Annotated in this window: 23 protein-coding genes and 2 pseudogenes; all 25 read left to right on the forward strand. The window is 56.3% G+C overall.

Annotated features, from left to right (window positions below):
- The first annotated feature begins 5 nt into the window (after window positions 1-5).
- The 25 genes and pseudogenes from rpsG to map all read left to right on the forward strand — a co-directional run bounded on the left by rpsG (window position 6) and on the right by map (window position 14737).
- A complete protein-coding gene (rpsG, locus tag VL688_08750; protein HTL48129.1) occupies window positions 6-473 on the forward strand; it encodes a 30S ribosomal protein S7 in 468 nt (155 codons plus the stop codon).
- A gap of 13 nt (window positions 474-486) precedes the next feature.
- Complete coding sequence (gene fusA, locus VL688_08755; GenBank protein HTL48130.1) at window positions 487-2577, forward strand: elongation factor G; 2091 nt, start codon at window positions 487-489, stop codon at window positions 2575-2577.
- 18 nt (window positions 2578-2595) lie between these two features.
- A complete protein-coding gene (gene rpsJ, locus VL688_08760; GenBank protein HTL48131.1) occupies window positions 2596-2904 on the forward strand; it encodes a 30S ribosomal protein S10 in 309 nt (102 codons plus the stop codon).
- Window positions 2905-2913: 9 nt separating this feature from the next.
- Window positions 2914-3660: a 50S ribosomal protein L3 gene (gene rplC / locus VL688_08765; protein ID HTL48132.1), complete on the forward strand. Its 747-nt coding sequence runs from the start codon at window positions 2914-2916 to the stop codon at window positions 3658-3660.
- A gap of 31 nt (window positions 3661-3691) precedes the next feature.
- Complete coding sequence (rplD, locus tag VL688_08770; GenBank protein ID HTL48133.1) at window positions 3692-4459, forward strand: 50S ribosomal protein L4; 768 nt, start codon at window positions 3692-3694, stop codon at window positions 4457-4459.
- A gap of 1 nt (window position 4460) precedes the next feature.
- The gene (gene rplW, locus VL688_08775; protein ID HTL48134.1) at window positions 4461-4748 is read left to right on the forward strand and encodes a 50S ribosomal protein L23; all 288 of its coding nucleotides are present in this window, start codon (window positions 4461-4463) and stop codon (window positions 4746-4748) included.
- Between the two features lie 22 nt (window positions 4749-4770).
- The gene (rplB, locus tag VL688_08780) at window positions 4771-5598 is read left to right on the forward strand and encodes a 50S ribosomal protein L2 (GenBank protein ID HTL48135.1); all 828 of its coding nucleotides are present in this window, start codon (window positions 4771-4773) and stop codon (window positions 5596-5598) included.
- Window positions 5595-5894: a 30S ribosomal protein S19 gene (rpsS, locus tag VL688_08785; GenBank protein ID HTL48136.1), complete on the forward strand. Its 300-nt coding sequence runs from the start codon at window positions 5595-5597 to the stop codon at window positions 5892-5894. Before rplB ends, rpsS begins: the two co-directional genes overlap by 4 nt.
- 136 nt (window positions 5895-6030) lie before the next feature.
- A pseudogene (gene rplV, locus VL688_08790) lies at window positions 6031-6342 on the forward strand (50S ribosomal protein L22).
- A gap of 129 nt (window positions 6343-6471) precedes the next feature.
- Window positions 6472-7092 (forward strand): annotated as a pseudogene (gene rpsC / locus VL688_08795) (30S ribosomal protein S3).
- 164 nt (window positions 7093-7256) lie between these two features.
- A complete protein-coding gene (gene rplP / locus VL688_08800; GenBank protein ID HTL48137.1) occupies window positions 7257-7667 on the forward strand; it encodes a 50S ribosomal protein L16 in 411 nt (136 codons plus the stop codon).
- A gap of 2 nt (window positions 7668-7669) precedes the next feature.
- Window positions 7670-7879, forward strand: a complete 210-nt coding sequence (rpmC, locus tag VL688_08805) for a 50S ribosomal protein L29 (GenBank protein HTL48138.1) — start codon at window positions 7670-7672, stop codon at window positions 7877-7879.
- A 41-nt stretch (window positions 7880-7920) separates the two neighbouring features.
- Entirely contained in the window at window positions 7921-8166 is a 246-nt protein-coding gene (gene rpsQ / locus VL688_08810) for a 30S ribosomal protein S17 (protein ID HTL48139.1), read from the forward strand.
- A complete protein-coding gene (gene rplN / locus VL688_08815; GenBank protein ID HTL48140.1) occupies window positions 8163-8531 on the forward strand; it encodes a 50S ribosomal protein L14 in 369 nt (122 codons plus the stop codon). Before rpsQ ends, rplN begins: the two co-directional genes overlap by 4 nt.
- Window positions 8532-8533: 2 nt before the next feature.
- On the forward strand, window positions 8534-8842 hold the full coding sequence (rplX, locus tag VL688_08820; protein HTL48141.1) for a 50S ribosomal protein L24: 309 nt from the start codon (window positions 8534-8536) through the stop codon (window positions 8840-8842).
- Between the two features lie 11 nt (window positions 8843-8853).
- Window positions 8854-9411: a 50S ribosomal protein L5 gene (rplE, locus tag VL688_08825; GenBank protein HTL48142.1), complete on the forward strand. Its 558-nt coding sequence runs from the start codon at window positions 8854-8856 to the stop codon at window positions 9409-9411.
- 6 nt (window positions 9412-9417) lie between these two features.
- Entirely contained in the window at window positions 9418-9603 is a 186-nt protein-coding gene (locus VL688_08830; GenBank protein HTL48143.1) for a type Z 30S ribosomal protein S14, read from the forward strand.
- A 9-nt stretch (window positions 9604-9612) separates the two neighbouring features.
- On the forward strand, window positions 9613-10011 hold the full coding sequence (gene rpsH, locus VL688_08835; protein ID HTL48144.1) for a 30S ribosomal protein S8: 399 nt from the start codon (window positions 9613-9615) through the stop codon (window positions 10009-10011).
- Between the two features lie 7 nt (window positions 10012-10018).
- Window positions 10019-10555: a 50S ribosomal protein L6 gene (rplF, locus tag VL688_08840; GenBank protein HTL48145.1), complete on the forward strand. Its 537-nt coding sequence runs from the start codon at window positions 10019-10021 to the stop codon at window positions 10553-10555.
- 3 nt (window positions 10556-10558) lie between these two features.
- Window positions 10559-10918 carry a 50S ribosomal protein L18 gene (rplR, locus tag VL688_08845; GenBank protein HTL48146.1) on the forward strand — a complete coding sequence of 120 codons (360 nt, stop codon included), beginning with the start codon at window positions 10559-10561 and terminating at the stop codon, window positions 10916-10918.
- Entirely contained in the window at window positions 10918-11526 is a 609-nt protein-coding gene (rpsE, locus tag VL688_08850) for a 30S ribosomal protein S5 (protein HTL48147.1), read from the forward strand. The genes rplR and rpsE overlap by 1 nt, the downstream gene beginning before the upstream one ends.
- Entirely contained in the window at window positions 11523-11954 is a 432-nt protein-coding gene (gene rplO, locus VL688_08855; protein HTL48148.1) for a 50S ribosomal protein L15, read from the forward strand. The genes rpsE and rplO overlap by 4 nt, the downstream gene beginning before the upstream one ends.
- Before the next feature lie 16 nt (window positions 11955-11970).
- Complete coding sequence (secY, locus tag VL688_08860; GenBank protein HTL48149.1) at window positions 11971-13326, forward strand: preprotein translocase subunit SecY; 1356 nt, start codon at window positions 11971-11973, stop codon at window positions 13324-13326.
- The gene (locus VL688_08865; protein ID HTL48150.1) at window positions 13323-13982 is read left to right on the forward strand and encodes an adenylate kinase; all 660 of its coding nucleotides are present in this window, start codon (window positions 13323-13325) and stop codon (window positions 13980-13982) included. The genes secY and VL688_08865 overlap by 4 nt, the downstream gene beginning before the upstream one ends.
- Window positions 13979-14737, forward strand: coding sequence for a type I methionyl aminopeptidase (map, locus tag VL688_08870; GenBank protein HTL48151.1), 759 nt, complete (start codon window positions 13979-13981; stop codon window positions 14735-14737). Before VL688_08865 ends, map begins: the two co-directional genes overlap by 4 nt.
- Window positions 14738-14743: the final 6 nt, after the last annotated feature.

Genomic DNA, 14743 nt, shown 5'->3' on the forward strand with positions numbered 1-14743 from the left:
TATCCATGAGACGCAGAAGAGCACCTAAAAGACGTATTAATCCGGACCCGCTGTTTAATGACCTTGTTGTGGCGAAATTGATCAATATGGTTATGGAACGGGGTAAGAAGTCGACCGCCGAGCGTATTGTTTATGGGGCGCTGGAGCAGGTTAAGAAAAAAACCGGAAAAGAACCACTTGAAGTTTTCCGCCAAGCCGTAGATAATGTCCGACCCCTTCTTGAGACCAAATCCCGTCGAGTCGGTGGTGCGACGTATCAGGTTCCGATCAGTGTCCCGCCCGAAAGAGGCAGTTCACTCGCGATGCGCTGGATGAGAAATTACGCCCGTGAGCGCAAGGGTAAACCCATGCAGGACAAACTGGCGCAGGAAATCATCGACAGCTATAACCGCACGGGAACGTCGATGAAGAAAAAAGAAGACATGCACAAGATGGCGGAATCCAACAGGGCTTTCGCCCATTATCGCTGGTAAAAACGAGAATAAAATGGCCGAAGACACAAAAAAAATCAGCTATCCGCTCGACAAGATCCGCAACATCGGGATTGCCGCGCATATCGACGCCGGCAAGACGACGACCAGCGAGCGCATCCTTTATTATACCGGCCGTACGTACAAGATCGGCGAGGTGCATGAAGGCACCGCGGTCATGGACTGGATGGAGCAGGAGCAGGAACGCGGCATCACGATTACGTCCGCTGCCACGACGTGCTTCTGGAAAGACTGCCGCATCAACCTGATCGACACGCCGGGCCACGTGGACTTTACGATCGAAGTCGAACGTTCCATGCGCGTGCTTGACGGCTGCGTTGCTGTCTTCGGCGCGGTCGAAGGCGTCGAGCCTCAGTCCGAGACCGTATGGCGCCAGGCCGACCGTTACCGCGTCCCCAGAATCGCTTTCATTAATAAAATGGACCGCACGGGCGCGACTTTTTATCCAAACGTTCAGCAGATGAGAGATCAGTTGGGCGCCAATGTCGTTCCTATCCAGATTCCTATCGGCCAAGAAGATACGTTTAAGGGCATTATCGATCTTGTTGAGATGAAGGCCGCCATTTTCCATGATGAGACTCTCGGCGCGAAATTTGACGTCATTGATGTCCCGGCCGAATTTGTGGAAGAAGCCAAGAAGATGCGCGACCAGATGATCGAAAAGGTCTCCGAGCAGGATGAGGCCATGATGGAAAAGTATCTTGAGGGCAAGGAAATCACCAAAGAAGAAATTTACAGCGCTATCCGCCGCGCGACAATCGAATTGAAGATCACGCCGGTTATTTGCGGCTCTTCTCTCAAAAACAAAGGCGTCCAACAGCTTCTGGATTCCGTGGTTCTTTATCTTCCTTCTCCCAAAGACGTGGAAGCCATCAAGGGAACGAATCCTGACAGCGGCACCGAGATGGAATGCCATCCGGTAGAATCAGAACCTCTGGCTGGCCTGGCCTTCAAAATCGCCAGCGATAAGTTCGTCGGCAGCCTCACCTTCATTCGGATTTATTCAGGCGTGCTCGCTTCGGGTGCTTATCTTTATAATCCGCGCACCGGCCGGAAAGACCGTCTCGGCCGTCTGCTTCTGATGCATGCAAACAAACGTGAAGAAATTGAAAGCGCGGGCGCGGGCAACATCGTTGCCGCCGTCGGCCTTAAAGACGTGAAAACCGGCGATACGATTTGTGATGAAGCGCGGCCGATCGTGCTGGAAAGCATGTTCATTCCTGAGCCCGTGATCTGGATGGCGGTTGAGCCTAAGACAAAAGCGGACCGCGATAAGATGTCCGATGCCCTTCAGCGTCTCATGTCCGAAGACCCGACCTTTCGCGTGAAAACGGACCAGGAAACGCTCCAGACGCTGATCGGCGGCATGGGAGAACTTCACCTCGAAATTAAAGTCGATATCATGAAGCGTGAGTATGGAGTGCTAATCAATGTGGGTAAGCCCCAAGTCGCATATCGTGAAACAATCACGGCTCCCGCGGAAGCTGAAGGAAAATTCATCAAGCAAACCGGCGGCCGCGGTCAATACGGCCATTGTTATCTGAAGATCGAGCCTCTGCCCGCCGGGTCCGGCATCGTCTTTGAAAATGACGTTAAGGGCGGTGCGATTCCCCGTGAGTTCATTCCCGCGATCGAAGACGGCGTCAATGATGCATGTAACAATGGCGTGCTCGCCGGCTATCCGATCAATGACGTTAAAGCCATCGTTTATGACGGCAGCTTCCACGACGTCGACTCTTCAGAAATCGCTTTTAAGATGGCGGGCATTCTCGGCTTCAAGGAAGCCTTCCGCAAAGCCAAGCCGATTCTTCTGGAGCCGGTCATGAACGTTGAAGTCGTAGTTCCGGAAGAATACATGGGCGATATTATCGGTGATTTGAACTCCCGTCGCTGCGTCATTCAGGAAATGGGCAATCGCGGCCATTTGAAGAACGTGCGCGGACTTGTTCCGCTGTCGGAAATGTTCGGTTATGCCACCGCAGTGCGCTCGCTCTCTCAGGGCCGCGCGACCTATTCGATGGAGCCCCACAGTTATCAGGAAGTTCCGAGGAACCTGGCCGAAAAAATCATGGCCGAAGGTACATAAAAAGGACGAAAGCGGGATATGAGCAAAGAAAAGATTCGGATTAAATTAAGGGCGTACGACCACAGGATTCTTGATCAGTCCATTCAAGAGATCGTGGATACCGCAAAAAGAACGGGCGCCCGGGTGGTCGGTCCGATTCCTCTTCCGACGCACATCTGGAAGACGACGGTGCTCAAAGGCCCTACGATCGACAAGAAGGCGCGCAACCAGTTCGAAGTGCGCACGCACAAGCGTCTGATCGACCTCGAAGACCCGACTTCCCGCACGGTGGACGCGCTCATGAAGCTCGACCTTCCCGCGGGCGTTGACGTCGAAATCAAACTCTAAGGTGTTGAAATGTTAGGACTCTTGGCTAAAAAAGTTGGAATGACGCAGATTTTTAACGAAGAAGGCCTTCAGGTCGGCGTGACGGTGCTGGAAGTTGGCCCGTGTTTTGTGACCGATCTTCGCACGCCCGAGAAGCATGGGTATACCGCCGTCCAGATCGGTTTTTCCGCCGAACCGGAAAGAAAGCTGACGAAGGCCCAGCAGGGACACCTGAAAAAGGCCGGTCTCGCGGGGCTCAAATACGTGCGTGAAATCCGGACGGAAACGCTCGAAGGCCTCAGCGTCGGGCAGAAGCTTCTGGTGGACAATTTCGAAGAAGGCGAGTCGGTCGACGTTCAGGGCATTTCGATCGGTAAAGGATTCCAGGGCGTCGTGAAGCGCTGGCATTTCAAAGGCGCGCAGACCATGAGCCACGGCACGAAGATGGGCCGCGAACCGGGTTCTGTCGGTTCCCGCGCCGGCGGCGTCGGCTGCCGCAAGGAAACGCCTAAGGGCAAAAAACTTCCCGGCCGCATGGGCAATGAAGTGGTGACGGTCGCGAACCTGAAAATCCTGAAAGTCGATACGGAAAACAATTTGTTGGTGGTGCGCGGCGGAGTTCCGGGCCCTGAAGGTCAGTGCCTGGTGGTCCGTACCGCGTTGAAAAAAGGAGTGAAGAGGAACTGGAAAGTGTCTGCTCCTGCAGAGCAGGCGAAGGAAGCTCCCTCGAAGAAGTCCGCTAAGGAAGGCTCCGAAGCCCCGGGCGATAACTCCTAAAATCTTAAAAAGTTAATTTCATAAAGGAACTATGAAAGCGCCGCTTTATTCTGCAAATGGAAAACAAAAAGGTGAGATCGAGCTGAACGACTCCTTCTGGGCCGCGCGCGTGAACCCGCGCCTCCTGGAGCTCGTGACGAATGCGTATGCGAGAAGCCTGCGCCACGGCACGGTAAAGACCAAGACCCGCAAGGAAGTCCGCGGCGGCGGCAAGAAGCCCTGGAAACAGAAGGGCACGGGCCGCGCCCGCGCGTCGTCCATCCGTTCGCCTCTGTGGCGCGGCGGCGGTACGGTGTTCGGTCCGATTCCGAAGGATTACCGCGTGAGCCTTCCGGCCAGCATGCGCCGCAGCGCGCTGATTGCCGCGCTCAGCCAGAAGTTGAAGCAGGAGAGGGTTGTTTTCCTGGATGCTCTGGAGCTCAAGCAGCCCAAGACGAAGGACTTCATGGCCGTCGTGAACGCGCTCCCGCTCGACAAGCGCAAGACCCTTTGCGTGGTCAAGGACATCGCGGAAAACCTGAAGCGCGCTTCGGCCAACGCCGCGCATCTCGTGGAAATCCGCAAGGCGTCCGACATCAACGCGTATCATGTGATGCACCGCGAAAAACTTTTGATCTCCCAGGACGCGCTTTCCGTGATCGAAGAGCGTCTGGATCCGAACGCGGCTCCGAAGCCTCCCGCGGAAAAGAAGCCCAAGGCCGAGAAGGCCCCGAAGGCCGTCAAAATCGCGAAGCCCGCGAAGGCTGCGAAAACGTCCAAGGCTGCCAAGCCCGCGAAAAAGACAAAGAAGGAAGAATAAAATGAAGACGCACCTGTACGACGTGATCCGCGAGCCCGTGATCACCGAAAAAGTCGCGAAGGAAAGCGAAAAGTTTGGCAAGTATGCCTTTAAAGTGGATCCCAAGGCGAACAAGAAACAGATCAAGTCCGCCGTCGAGAAAATTTTTAATGTCCATGTCGTGAAAGTGAACACCCTGAATTACGACGGGAAATGGCGCCGTGTCCGGTTTCAGCCTGGCAAGACAGCCGCATGGAAAAAAGCGATCGTGACCCTGAAGAAGGGCGAAAAAATCGACATCACGACCTGATGTTGAATTAGGAGAAATAAGAATGCCGTTGATCAAATTCAAACCTACATCCGCTGGCAGAAGATTCGGCAACGTCGCCGATTTCGCGGAAATCACCACGGACAAGCCCTACAAGCCGCTTACGAAGTTCATGCGGAAGACGGGCGGACGGAACAATCACGGCCACGTGACCAGCCGCAGGATCGGCGGGGGACACAAGCAGAGGATCCGCCTCGTGGATTTCGCGCGCCTTCGTTTCAACGCGCCGGCCAAGGTGCTCACGGTTGAATATGATCCGAATCGCAGCGCCCGCATTTCGCTCGTGGAATACGAAGACGGGCAGAAGTCCTACATCCTGACGCCGGAAGGCCTTCAGGTCGGCCAGACCGTGACGAGCGGCGAAAACGTCGAAGTGAAAGTCGGCAACCATCTTCCGCTCAAGAACATTCCGGAAGGCACGCCGATTCACAACATTGAATTGCAGCCGGGGCTCGGCGGCAAACTCGTCCGCTCGGCGGGCGCGATGGCGCAGATCCTTTCCAAGGAAGAAGATTTCGCGCACGTGAAACTTCCCTCGAAGGAAGTCCGCATGATCCCGCTGAATGCTTATGCGACCGTGGGACAGTGCTCCAACATCGAGCACGAAAACCTGATGCTCGGCAAAGCGGGCCGCGCGCGCTGGCTCGGCAAGCGGCCGGTTTCCCGCGGCGTGGCGCGTAACCCTGTCGACCATCCGATGGGCGGCGGTGAAGGTAAATCCAAAGGCGGTAACCATCCGCAGAGCCCGACGGGACAGAAGGCCAAGGGCTTCAAGACCCGTAAATACAAAAAAGCCAGCACCAAATACATCGTGAAGGACCGTAGAAAATGAGTCGTTCAGCGAAAAAAGGCATTTACGTAGACGAAACGCTTTTGAAAAAGGTCCAGATCGCCGCGAAGACCAAAGATCGCCGGCCGATCAAGACGTGGGCGCGCCGTTCCTCGATCACCGCGGAATTTGTGGGCGTCACGCTGGCCGTGCATAACGGCAAGACGTTCACCAACGTGTTCATGACGGAAAACATGGTCGGGCACAAGGTTGGGGAATTTGTGCCGACCCGCACCTTCCGCAAGCACAGCGCGGCCCAGGACAAGCTCAAGGCCGTCGCCAAGGGCGCCAAGACCTAACAGGTAAATGAAAATGAAAAAAGAAACCTCGAAAGCCAAGAAAACCGAAAAGGTACAGGAAAAGCCGCAGACTCCGAAACAGCCGGTTGCGAAGCAGCCTGAGCCGCGCGCCGAGCGTCAATCCGCCAAGACGCTCATGCGCTTCCTGAGGATTTCGCCCCGCAAGGTGCGCCTCGTGATCGATGCCGTCCGCTTCAAGTCCGTGCAGGAAGCCGCGGTCATTCTCGCGAACATGAACAAGAAAGCGGCCCGCATGGCGGCCAAAGCTCTCAAGAGTGCGGTGGCCAATGCCAAGGTCCTCGGCATGGATGAGAACAGGCTTTATGTTTCCGATGTGCGCGCCAACGGCGGTCCGGTTTTCAAGCGTTTCATGTCGCGCTCCATGGGACGCGCCGACAGGCTCTTGAAGCGCACCACGCATTTGTCTCTGGCGGTTTCTGAGGGCCAGAAGATTTACAAGGATAAATTCCAGTCCGTTGCCGCGGCCGAGGCAGCCGAAGATAAGTCCGCGCCGAAGGCAAAGAAGTCCCGCGCCAAAAAAGCGGCGGCGGGAAAAAAATAGATCGAGGAGGATCTCTTGGGTCAGAAGTCACACCCGTACGGGTTAAGATTAGGATACATCAAGCCGTGGAGAGCGAAGTGGTTCGCCCGCAAAGGCCTTGACGTTCTTCTTCACGAAGACCTGAAGATCCGCGACTACATCAAGAAGAAGCTCGGCTTTGCCGGCATCGCCAACATCGAGATCGAGCGTTCGGCCAAGCGCATCCGGGTCCGTATTTTTACGGCACGTCCGGGCGTCATCATCGGCCGCCGCGGCCAGGAAATCGATAAGGTGAAGGAAGAGCTCGGCGCGCTGACCAAAAGCGAACTGTTTGTGGATATCAAGGAAATCAAGAATCCCCAGATCGACGCCCAGTTGATCGCCGAAAACATCGCGATGCAGCTCGAGAAGCGTGTGAATTTCCGCCGCGCCATGAAGAAGGCGATCCAGAGCGCGATGCAGCGCGATGCGAAGGGGATCAAGATCCTGTGCAAAGGCCGTCTCGGCGGCGCTGAAATCGCGCGCGACGAAAAATATCACGAGGGCAGCATCCCGCTCGGCACGTTCCGCGCGGACGTGGATTATGGTTTTCACGAAGCCTTCACGACCTACGGCACCATCGGATGCAAGGTGTGGGTCTATAAAGGCGACATTCTGGTGAAGAAAGAACAGGCGAGCGAAAGGCTCGAACGCGAGAAAAAGCAGGCGGAAAGATGGAAAGCAGAAGAGGCTGCCCAGCAGGCCTCCGCCGCTTCCGCCGAGGCGCAGCAGCCCGCCGCGCCTGAAGCCCCGAAAGGGACCGAGGAGAAATAGTCATGCCGATGATGCCCGCAAGAGTCAAGTTCAGGAAGCAGCAGCGCGGTTGGATGAAGGGAATCGCGACCCGCGGCAGCTCGCTCGCCTTTGGTGAGTTCGGTTTGAAAGCGCTTGACCGCGGCTATCTCACGGCCATTCAGATTGAAGCGGCCCGTGTCGCTTTGACCCGTCACGTGAAACGCGGCGGCAAGATCTGGCTTCGCTGCTTTCCGGACAAGGCTTATACAAAGAAGCCGGCCGAAGTCCGCATGGGTAAGGGTAAAGGCGCGCCTGAATATTACGTGGCCGTCGTTAAGCCGGGCAGGATTATTTTCGAGATGGGCGGTATTCCGGAATCGCTGGCGAAATCCGCCATGCGGCTGTGCGCCCACAAGATCCCGTTTCGCACTAAATTTGTCACGCGCGTGGGGCACTAATCATGTTGAAAGCCAGCGAACTTAGAAATCTCAGCGTCGAAGAATTGATCGAAAAGGCGGACAAGCTCAAGAAAGACTTGATGCAGTTCCGCTTCCAGGCCAAGACCGCGAAGCTCGAACAGCAGAACCTGCTTCGGGAGACCCGGCGCGACATCGCCCGGATTCTTACGGTTGTGAGCGAACTGAAAAACGAGAAAGAGGTTAAGGCGTGAGCACCAAGGCCCCGGTCCAAAAAGAAACCGAAGCGACGGTAGTGGCGAAGCCCAAGCGTTACCGCGAAGGCGTCGTGATTTCGGACAAGATGGAAAAGACGGTCATCGTGGAAGTGACACGTCTGACCCAGCACCCGCAGTTCAAGAAGGTCATCCGCCGCAAGATCAAGTACGCGGTGCATGACGAAAAGAATGCGGCGAAGACCGGCGACAAAGTCCGTATCCAGCAGACGCGCCCGCTTTCGAAGACCAAGCGCTGGACGCTCATCGAGGTACTCAGCAAATGATCCAGATCAGAAGTATTTTGGAAATCGCGGATAACAGCGGCGCTAAAAAAGCGGCCATGATCGGCGTGCTCGGCCGCCACGGCAAGCTTTCCGCCGAAGTCGGAGACATTATCACCGCCTCCGTGAAAGAAGCGCTTCCCCGTGCGGGCGTGAAAAAGGGCGAGGTCGTGAAGGCCGTCGTCGTGCGCACCCGCAGCCCGATCCTGCGCCAGGACGGTTCGTCGGTGAAGTTTTCGTCGAACGCCATCGTGCTCATCGACAATAGCAAAAACCCGCGCGGGACCCGCATCTTCGGCCCTGTGGCGCGTGAACTTCGCGACAAGCAGTTCATGAAAATCATTTCGCTGGCTCCGGAGGTTGTGTAGCCATGAAAATCAAGAAGGGTGACACCGTCATCATCACGACCGGTAAGGACCGCGGCAAAAAAGGCCGCGTCATGAGGATTTATCCGAAAGACAGCCAGGTCCTCGTGGAAAAGATCAACTACCGTACGGTGTTTCTGCGCCGCACCCAGGAAAATCCCAAAGGGGGAGTTTCCAAGGTTGAAGGCCGTATTCATATTTCGAACGTGAAGCTCGTGGATCCGAAAACGAACGAGCCGACGCGCGTGGGCTACTCGATCCTCGCCGACGGCACCAAATCGCGGATCAGCAAGTCTTCCGGAGAGCTCCTTTAAAGGAAAAGATCATGACGGATAAAACACAGCCTCGTTTACAGCAAAAATACCGTGACCAAATCGTCGACTCGATGATGTCGGAGTTCGGCTATAACAACGTGATGCAGGTACCGAAGCTCAAGAAAGTCGTCATCAACATGGGCGTGAAAGAAGGCGCGAGCGACGTGAAGGTGATCGAACACGTGGCGGAAGAGCTCAGCCGCATCGCCGGCCAGAAGCCCATCATGATCAAGTCGAAGAAGGCCATTTCGGCGTTCAAGCTCCGCGAAGGCGTTCCGATCGGCTTGAAGGTGACATTGCGCCGCCAGAGGATGTTCGAATTTATCGACCGCCTCTTTAACATCGCGATGCCGCGCATCCGCGACTTCCGCGGCTATTCGGACAAGAGCTTCGACGATTCCGGCAATTATTCACTCGGCATCCAGGAACAGATGATTTTCCCGGAGATCGAGTTCGACAAGATCAAAAAAGTTCAAGGCATGGACGTGACGTTCGTCACGAGCGCCAAAACTAAAAAAGAAGGCCGCAAGCTTCTCGAGCTTTTAGGCCTTCCTTTCGCGAAGAGCTAGGAAACCATGGCAAAAACGTGTCTGGTCGTAAAACAAAGAAGAGAACCTAAATTTCCGGTGAGGAAATATCATCGATGCCAGCGCTGCGGACGGCGCCGGGGTTACATCCGTAAGTATGCCCTGTGCCGTATCTGCTTCCGTGAACTCGCCGTCGTCGGGATTATTCCCGGCGTTGTTAAGTCGAGCTGGTAAGGAGAAACTATGCCGCGTACTGATTTTATTGGCGATTTTTTGACGATGGTCCGCAATGCTTCCCGTGCGCACAAGGATAAGGTGACCGTGCCTTCTTCCAAGATGACGCAGCGCATCGCGGAGCTCTTGAAGGAAGAAGGTTTCGTGGATCAGGTGAAGCCTTTTGCCGATGGCAAAAAGAATTTCATGAGGATTCAGCTGAAGTACATCCGCGGGAAAAAGTCTGCGATCCAGGGACTGAAGAGAATTTCCAAGCCCGGCCTGCGCCGTTACGTGGGCTGTGAGGAAATTCCCAAGATCCAGGGAGGCCTGGGCGTCGCAATCGTTTCGACGTCGAAGGGCATTATTACGGACCGCAAAGCGCGCCAGGACAAGCTGGGCGGCGAACTGCTTTGCACGGTGTGGTGAGGAAACCATGTCACGAATTGGAAGAAAACCTGTTGAAATTCCGAGCGGCGTAAAAGTCCAAGTGAGCGGCCAGAAGGTCCACGTGGAAGGCCCGAAGGGCAAGCTGGACCTCCTTGTTCATCCGCGCATGAAGCTTGATTCCAAGGAAAAAGAAATCAGCGTGAGCCGTCCGACGGATATCCGGACAGACCGCGCGCTTCATGGCCTGACCCGCAGCCTGATCCAGAACATGGTGGTCGGCGTGACCAAGGGCTACGTGAAGGAACTCGAAATCGTCGGCGTCGGCTTCAAGGCGGCGGTCAAGGGCAAGTTCCTCAACCTCGCTCTGGGCTTTTCGCACACGATCGACCACCCGATCCCGGACGGGATCACGGTGACTTGTCCGAACCCGACGCGCGTCGTGGTCACGGGATGCGACAAGAAAATGGTCGGTCAGGTGGCCGCGGACATCCGCCGCTACCACAAGCCGGAGCCTTATAAAGGAAAAGGCGTCATGTATGTCGGCGAACACATCCGCCGCAAACAAGGAAAGACGGTAGGCTAACCCATGAAGAGCAAAAATCATCGCCGCGAGAAGCGGCACGGGAAAATCAGGAAGAGGCTTTCGGGAACGCCGGAGCGTCCGCGTCTTTGCGTGCACCGTTCCTTGAAGAACATCTACGTCCAGGTCGTCGACGACATCGCAGCCAAGACGCTTTGCTCTTTTTCCACGCTCGACAAAGACTATGCGAAAGTGAAGCCCGCTAAAGGCAAGGTCCCGGCTTCGACGAAGCTTGGGGAATATTTTGCCGGACGCTTGAAAGAGCGCGGCATCACGAAGGTCGCCTTCGACCGCGGCGGCTATCTTTATCACGGACGCGTCAAGGCCCTGGCCGACGCCCTCAGGCAGGGAGGCATTGAATTCTAATGGCACCTAAAGGAGAACAGAACGTGGAAGAAGTGAAGCTCGGAGAGGGCGCGCAGGGCACTGAAGCCGCGGAGACCGTCGAGCGGAAGCCGGCGTCTCGTGGACACCAGCCACGGAGAGATTCGGCCCAGCCGGCCGGGCAGTTTGAAAAAATCATCCAGGTCAATCGCTGCGCGAAAGTCGTCAAAGGCGGCCGCCGCTTCAGCTTCAGCGCGCTCGTCGTGGTCGGTAACGGCAACGGTGAAGTCGGATATGCCCTCGGCAAGGCGAATGAAGTCGCGGACGCGATCCGCAAGGCGCTTACCGCGGCCCGCAAGACGAGCATCAAAATCAAGCTCCGCGGCACCACGATCCCGCACGAAGTGATCGGCCATTACGGCGCGGCCCGCGTGCTGCTCAAGCCCGCTGCTCCCGGCGCAGGCGTCATTGCCGGAGGCTCGGTCCGCGCGGTATGCGAATCCTGCGGCATCAAAGACATTCTCGCGAAGAACCTCGGCTGCGACAACGCCATCAATGTTTTGAAGGCGACGCTGAACGGCCTGCAGGCGCTCGTGGACTCGAAGGAACGGCTCGAAGAGTCGTCTCCTCAGGAAGAGGTCAAGTCATGAAGGCGAAGTTTCCTTACAGTAAGAAGGTCAAGCGCCGCGGATGCGGCATCGGCTCCGGGCACGGCAAAACGTCCTGCCGCGGACACAAGGGACAGCGCGCGCGCGCGGGCGCCACGCACCGCCCGAATTTCGAAGGCGGACAGAATCCTCTTTATCGCCGCCTCCCGAAGCGCGGCTTCAACCGCAGCGATCTCAAGGCGAAATACCGCGTGGTGAACGTCGGTCTTATCGCGGAACTGGGCGAAGCGGAAGTGACTCCCGAAGTTCTGATCAGCCGCGGCGTGATCAGCTCGGTGAAAGACGGGCTCAAGGTCCTCGGCGGCGGCGACGTGAAGAAAGCCGTTATCGTTAAGGCTCATTTTTTCAGTGAAGGCGCAAAAGAAAAACTCAGCAAGGCTGGCGGTCAGGCCATCGTCATCAACAAATAAGTTGAGTTAGGAACAAATGTTTCAAGCTTACGGAAATATTTTCAAAGTTCCTGAACTGCGCACGAAGGTTTTATTCACGCTCTTTATTATTTTTATTTACCGCATCGGCGCTCACATTCCGACTCCGGGCATTGACGGGACGGCACTTGCTCGATTTTTTGCCAGCGTTTCGAGAAGTTCCGGCGGACAGCTCTTTGGCATCATGGGACTTTTTTCGGGCGGCGCTCTCCAGAAGGCGACGATTTTCGCGCTGGGGATCATGCCGTACATTTCGTCGTCGATCATCCTGCAGCTTCTGACGGTAGTCATTCCGCAGCTTGAAAAGATGGCCAAGGAAGGCGAAGAAGGCCGGAAGCAGATCATTCAGATGACGCGCTACGGCACGATCATCCTGAGCATCATCCAGACCTTCTTCATTTCGCTGTGGCTGGAAAACCCGAACGCGTTCCAGGGTACGGTCATCGTGCCGAATCCCGGATGGGGATTCCGGCTCATGACGATCCTCACGCTCACGACGGGCTCGGCGTTCATCATGTGGCTGGGCGAACAGATCGACGAATACGGCATTGGCAACGGTATGTCGCTGGTCATCACCGCGGGCATCATCGACTCGATCCCGACGGCGCTGTGGCAGACCTACACGCTCCTTTCGCCGTTTGATCCGGCGCGGCAGCAGCTGCCCTGGTGGAAGTTCGGGCTCATGCTCGTGCTCTTTATCATCACCGTGGTCGGCGTCATCCTGATCATTCAGGGACAGAGAAAGATCCCGGTGCAGTACGCGAAGCAGATCCGGGGGCACCGGATGTACGGCGGGCAGAGCACCTACCTGCCGCTGAAGGTGAACCAGGCGGGCGTCATGCCGATCATCTTCGCCCAATCGGTGATCTTGTTTCCGGCGACGCTGGCCGGCTTTTTCCCGCATGCGGGCCCGCTTACGACGATGGCCCGGGGATTGCAGCACGGAACGATTACTTATTCGATCCTGTATGCGTTCATGATTTTCTTTTTTACGTTCTTTTATACGGCGATCACGTTCAATCCGATCGAGGTCAGCGAGAACCTCCAGAAGTTCGGTGGCTTTGTTCCAGGCATAAGGCCGGGAAAAAACACCTCGGAATACCTGGATTACGTGATGACGAGGATCGCCGCGAGCGGGGCCATTTTTCTGGCCGTGATTGCATTGTTTCCGGATTTTATGTCTTCGCCCAGGATTCTGAACATTCCGTTTCTCATCGCCAGCTTTTTCGGCGGCACGGGGCTCCTGATCATCGTAGGCGTGATTCTGGACACCGTGAAACAGATCGAATCCCAGCTGCTCATGCGTCACTACGAGGGATTCGTCAAAAAAGGAAAGTTGAAGGCCAGACGATGAGAGTGATCTTTTTGGGGCCCCCGGGCGCGGGCAAAGGAACGCATGCGAAAATGCTTGCCGGAAACTTCCACCTCGCGCATCTGGCCGCGGGCGATTGCCTCCGCCGCCATATTCGCGGCGAGACGAAGCTCGGCGCGAAGGCCAAAGACATCATCGCTAAAGGCGAGCTGGTTCCGGACGCGCTCGTGAACGAAATGATGGAAGAAGAAATCTGGCGTTCCCGAAGCATGTTCCGCGGATTTATTCTGGACGGTTATCCCAGAACGATCAAGCAGGGCGAGGCGCTGGACAAGTATTGCAAGAAGGAAAAGTTCTCGATCAATGGGGCCATTAATTTCAAGGCTACCGACGGCGTGATCGTAGAGCGCCTCGGCGGACGCCTCGCCTGTGTTCAGTGCGGTGCGAATTTTCACCTGAAAAACATTCAGCCTAAAAAAGACGGCGTCTGCGACAAATGCGGCGGCGAGTTGAAGCAGCGGGCGGACGACAAGCCCGAGACCGTAAAGCATCGTCTCGAGGTTTATCACAAGGAGTCGGAGCCGCTCATCGAGTATTACAAGAGCAAGAACATGCTGACCGAAGTGGACGGGGACCTGGCCTTGAATCCCCTTCAGGAAATTTTGACCAAGATCTTTGAAAGCTATAAGGCAAAATGATTTCGCTGAAATCCAAGCGGGAAATCGAGATCATGCGCGAGGCCGCGCAGATCTTGAAGCAGGTCTTTGTCAAAGTAAAGCCGGAAATAAGAGCGGGCATCACGACGCAGGAACTTGACCGCATCGCCGAGGACGTGATCCGCGGCATGGGCGGGGAGCCGGCCTTCAAAGGTTACCGCGGGTTTCCCGCGACCGCCTGCATCTCGGTGAACGAGGAAGTGGTCCACGGGATTCCGGGCCCCCGCAAGCTCGAAAAAGGCGACATCATCAGCGTGGATTGCGGCGTGGGGCTGAAAGGCTATTTCGTCGATGCCGCGCGGACCTGGCTCGTGGAAGGCGCAGACGCGGAAAAGCAGAAGCTGATCGATACGGCCCATGATTCTTTCGAGGCGGGACTCGCGCAGTACTCGCCGGGATGCCGCATCGGCGACATCTCGGAAGCGATCCAGAAATTGATCGAATCCCGGGGCTACGACGTGGTGCGGGATTTCGTCGGCCACGGCATCGGGCGCGCGATTCACGAAGAGCCGCAGGTGCCCAATTACGGAAAGGCCGGCCGCGGTCCCAAAATCGAAACGGGCCTTTGCCTCGCGATCGAGCCGATGGTGACCGAGGGCCATCACGCGGTGGCCGTTCTCGAGGACGGGTGGACCGTGATAACTCAGGACGGCAGCCTCTCGAGCCATTACGAAGACACGGTGGTTTTTACCGAAGAGGGCGTCGTCAATCTGACGGGGCCTGAAAGCAAGCAGTAGAGGCGG

It is taken from the genome of Verrucomicrobiia bacterium, from assembly GCA_035495615.1.
Taxonomy (GTDB): Bacteria; Omnitrophota; Omnitrophia; order Omnitrophales; family Aquincolibacteriaceae; genus DATJFP01.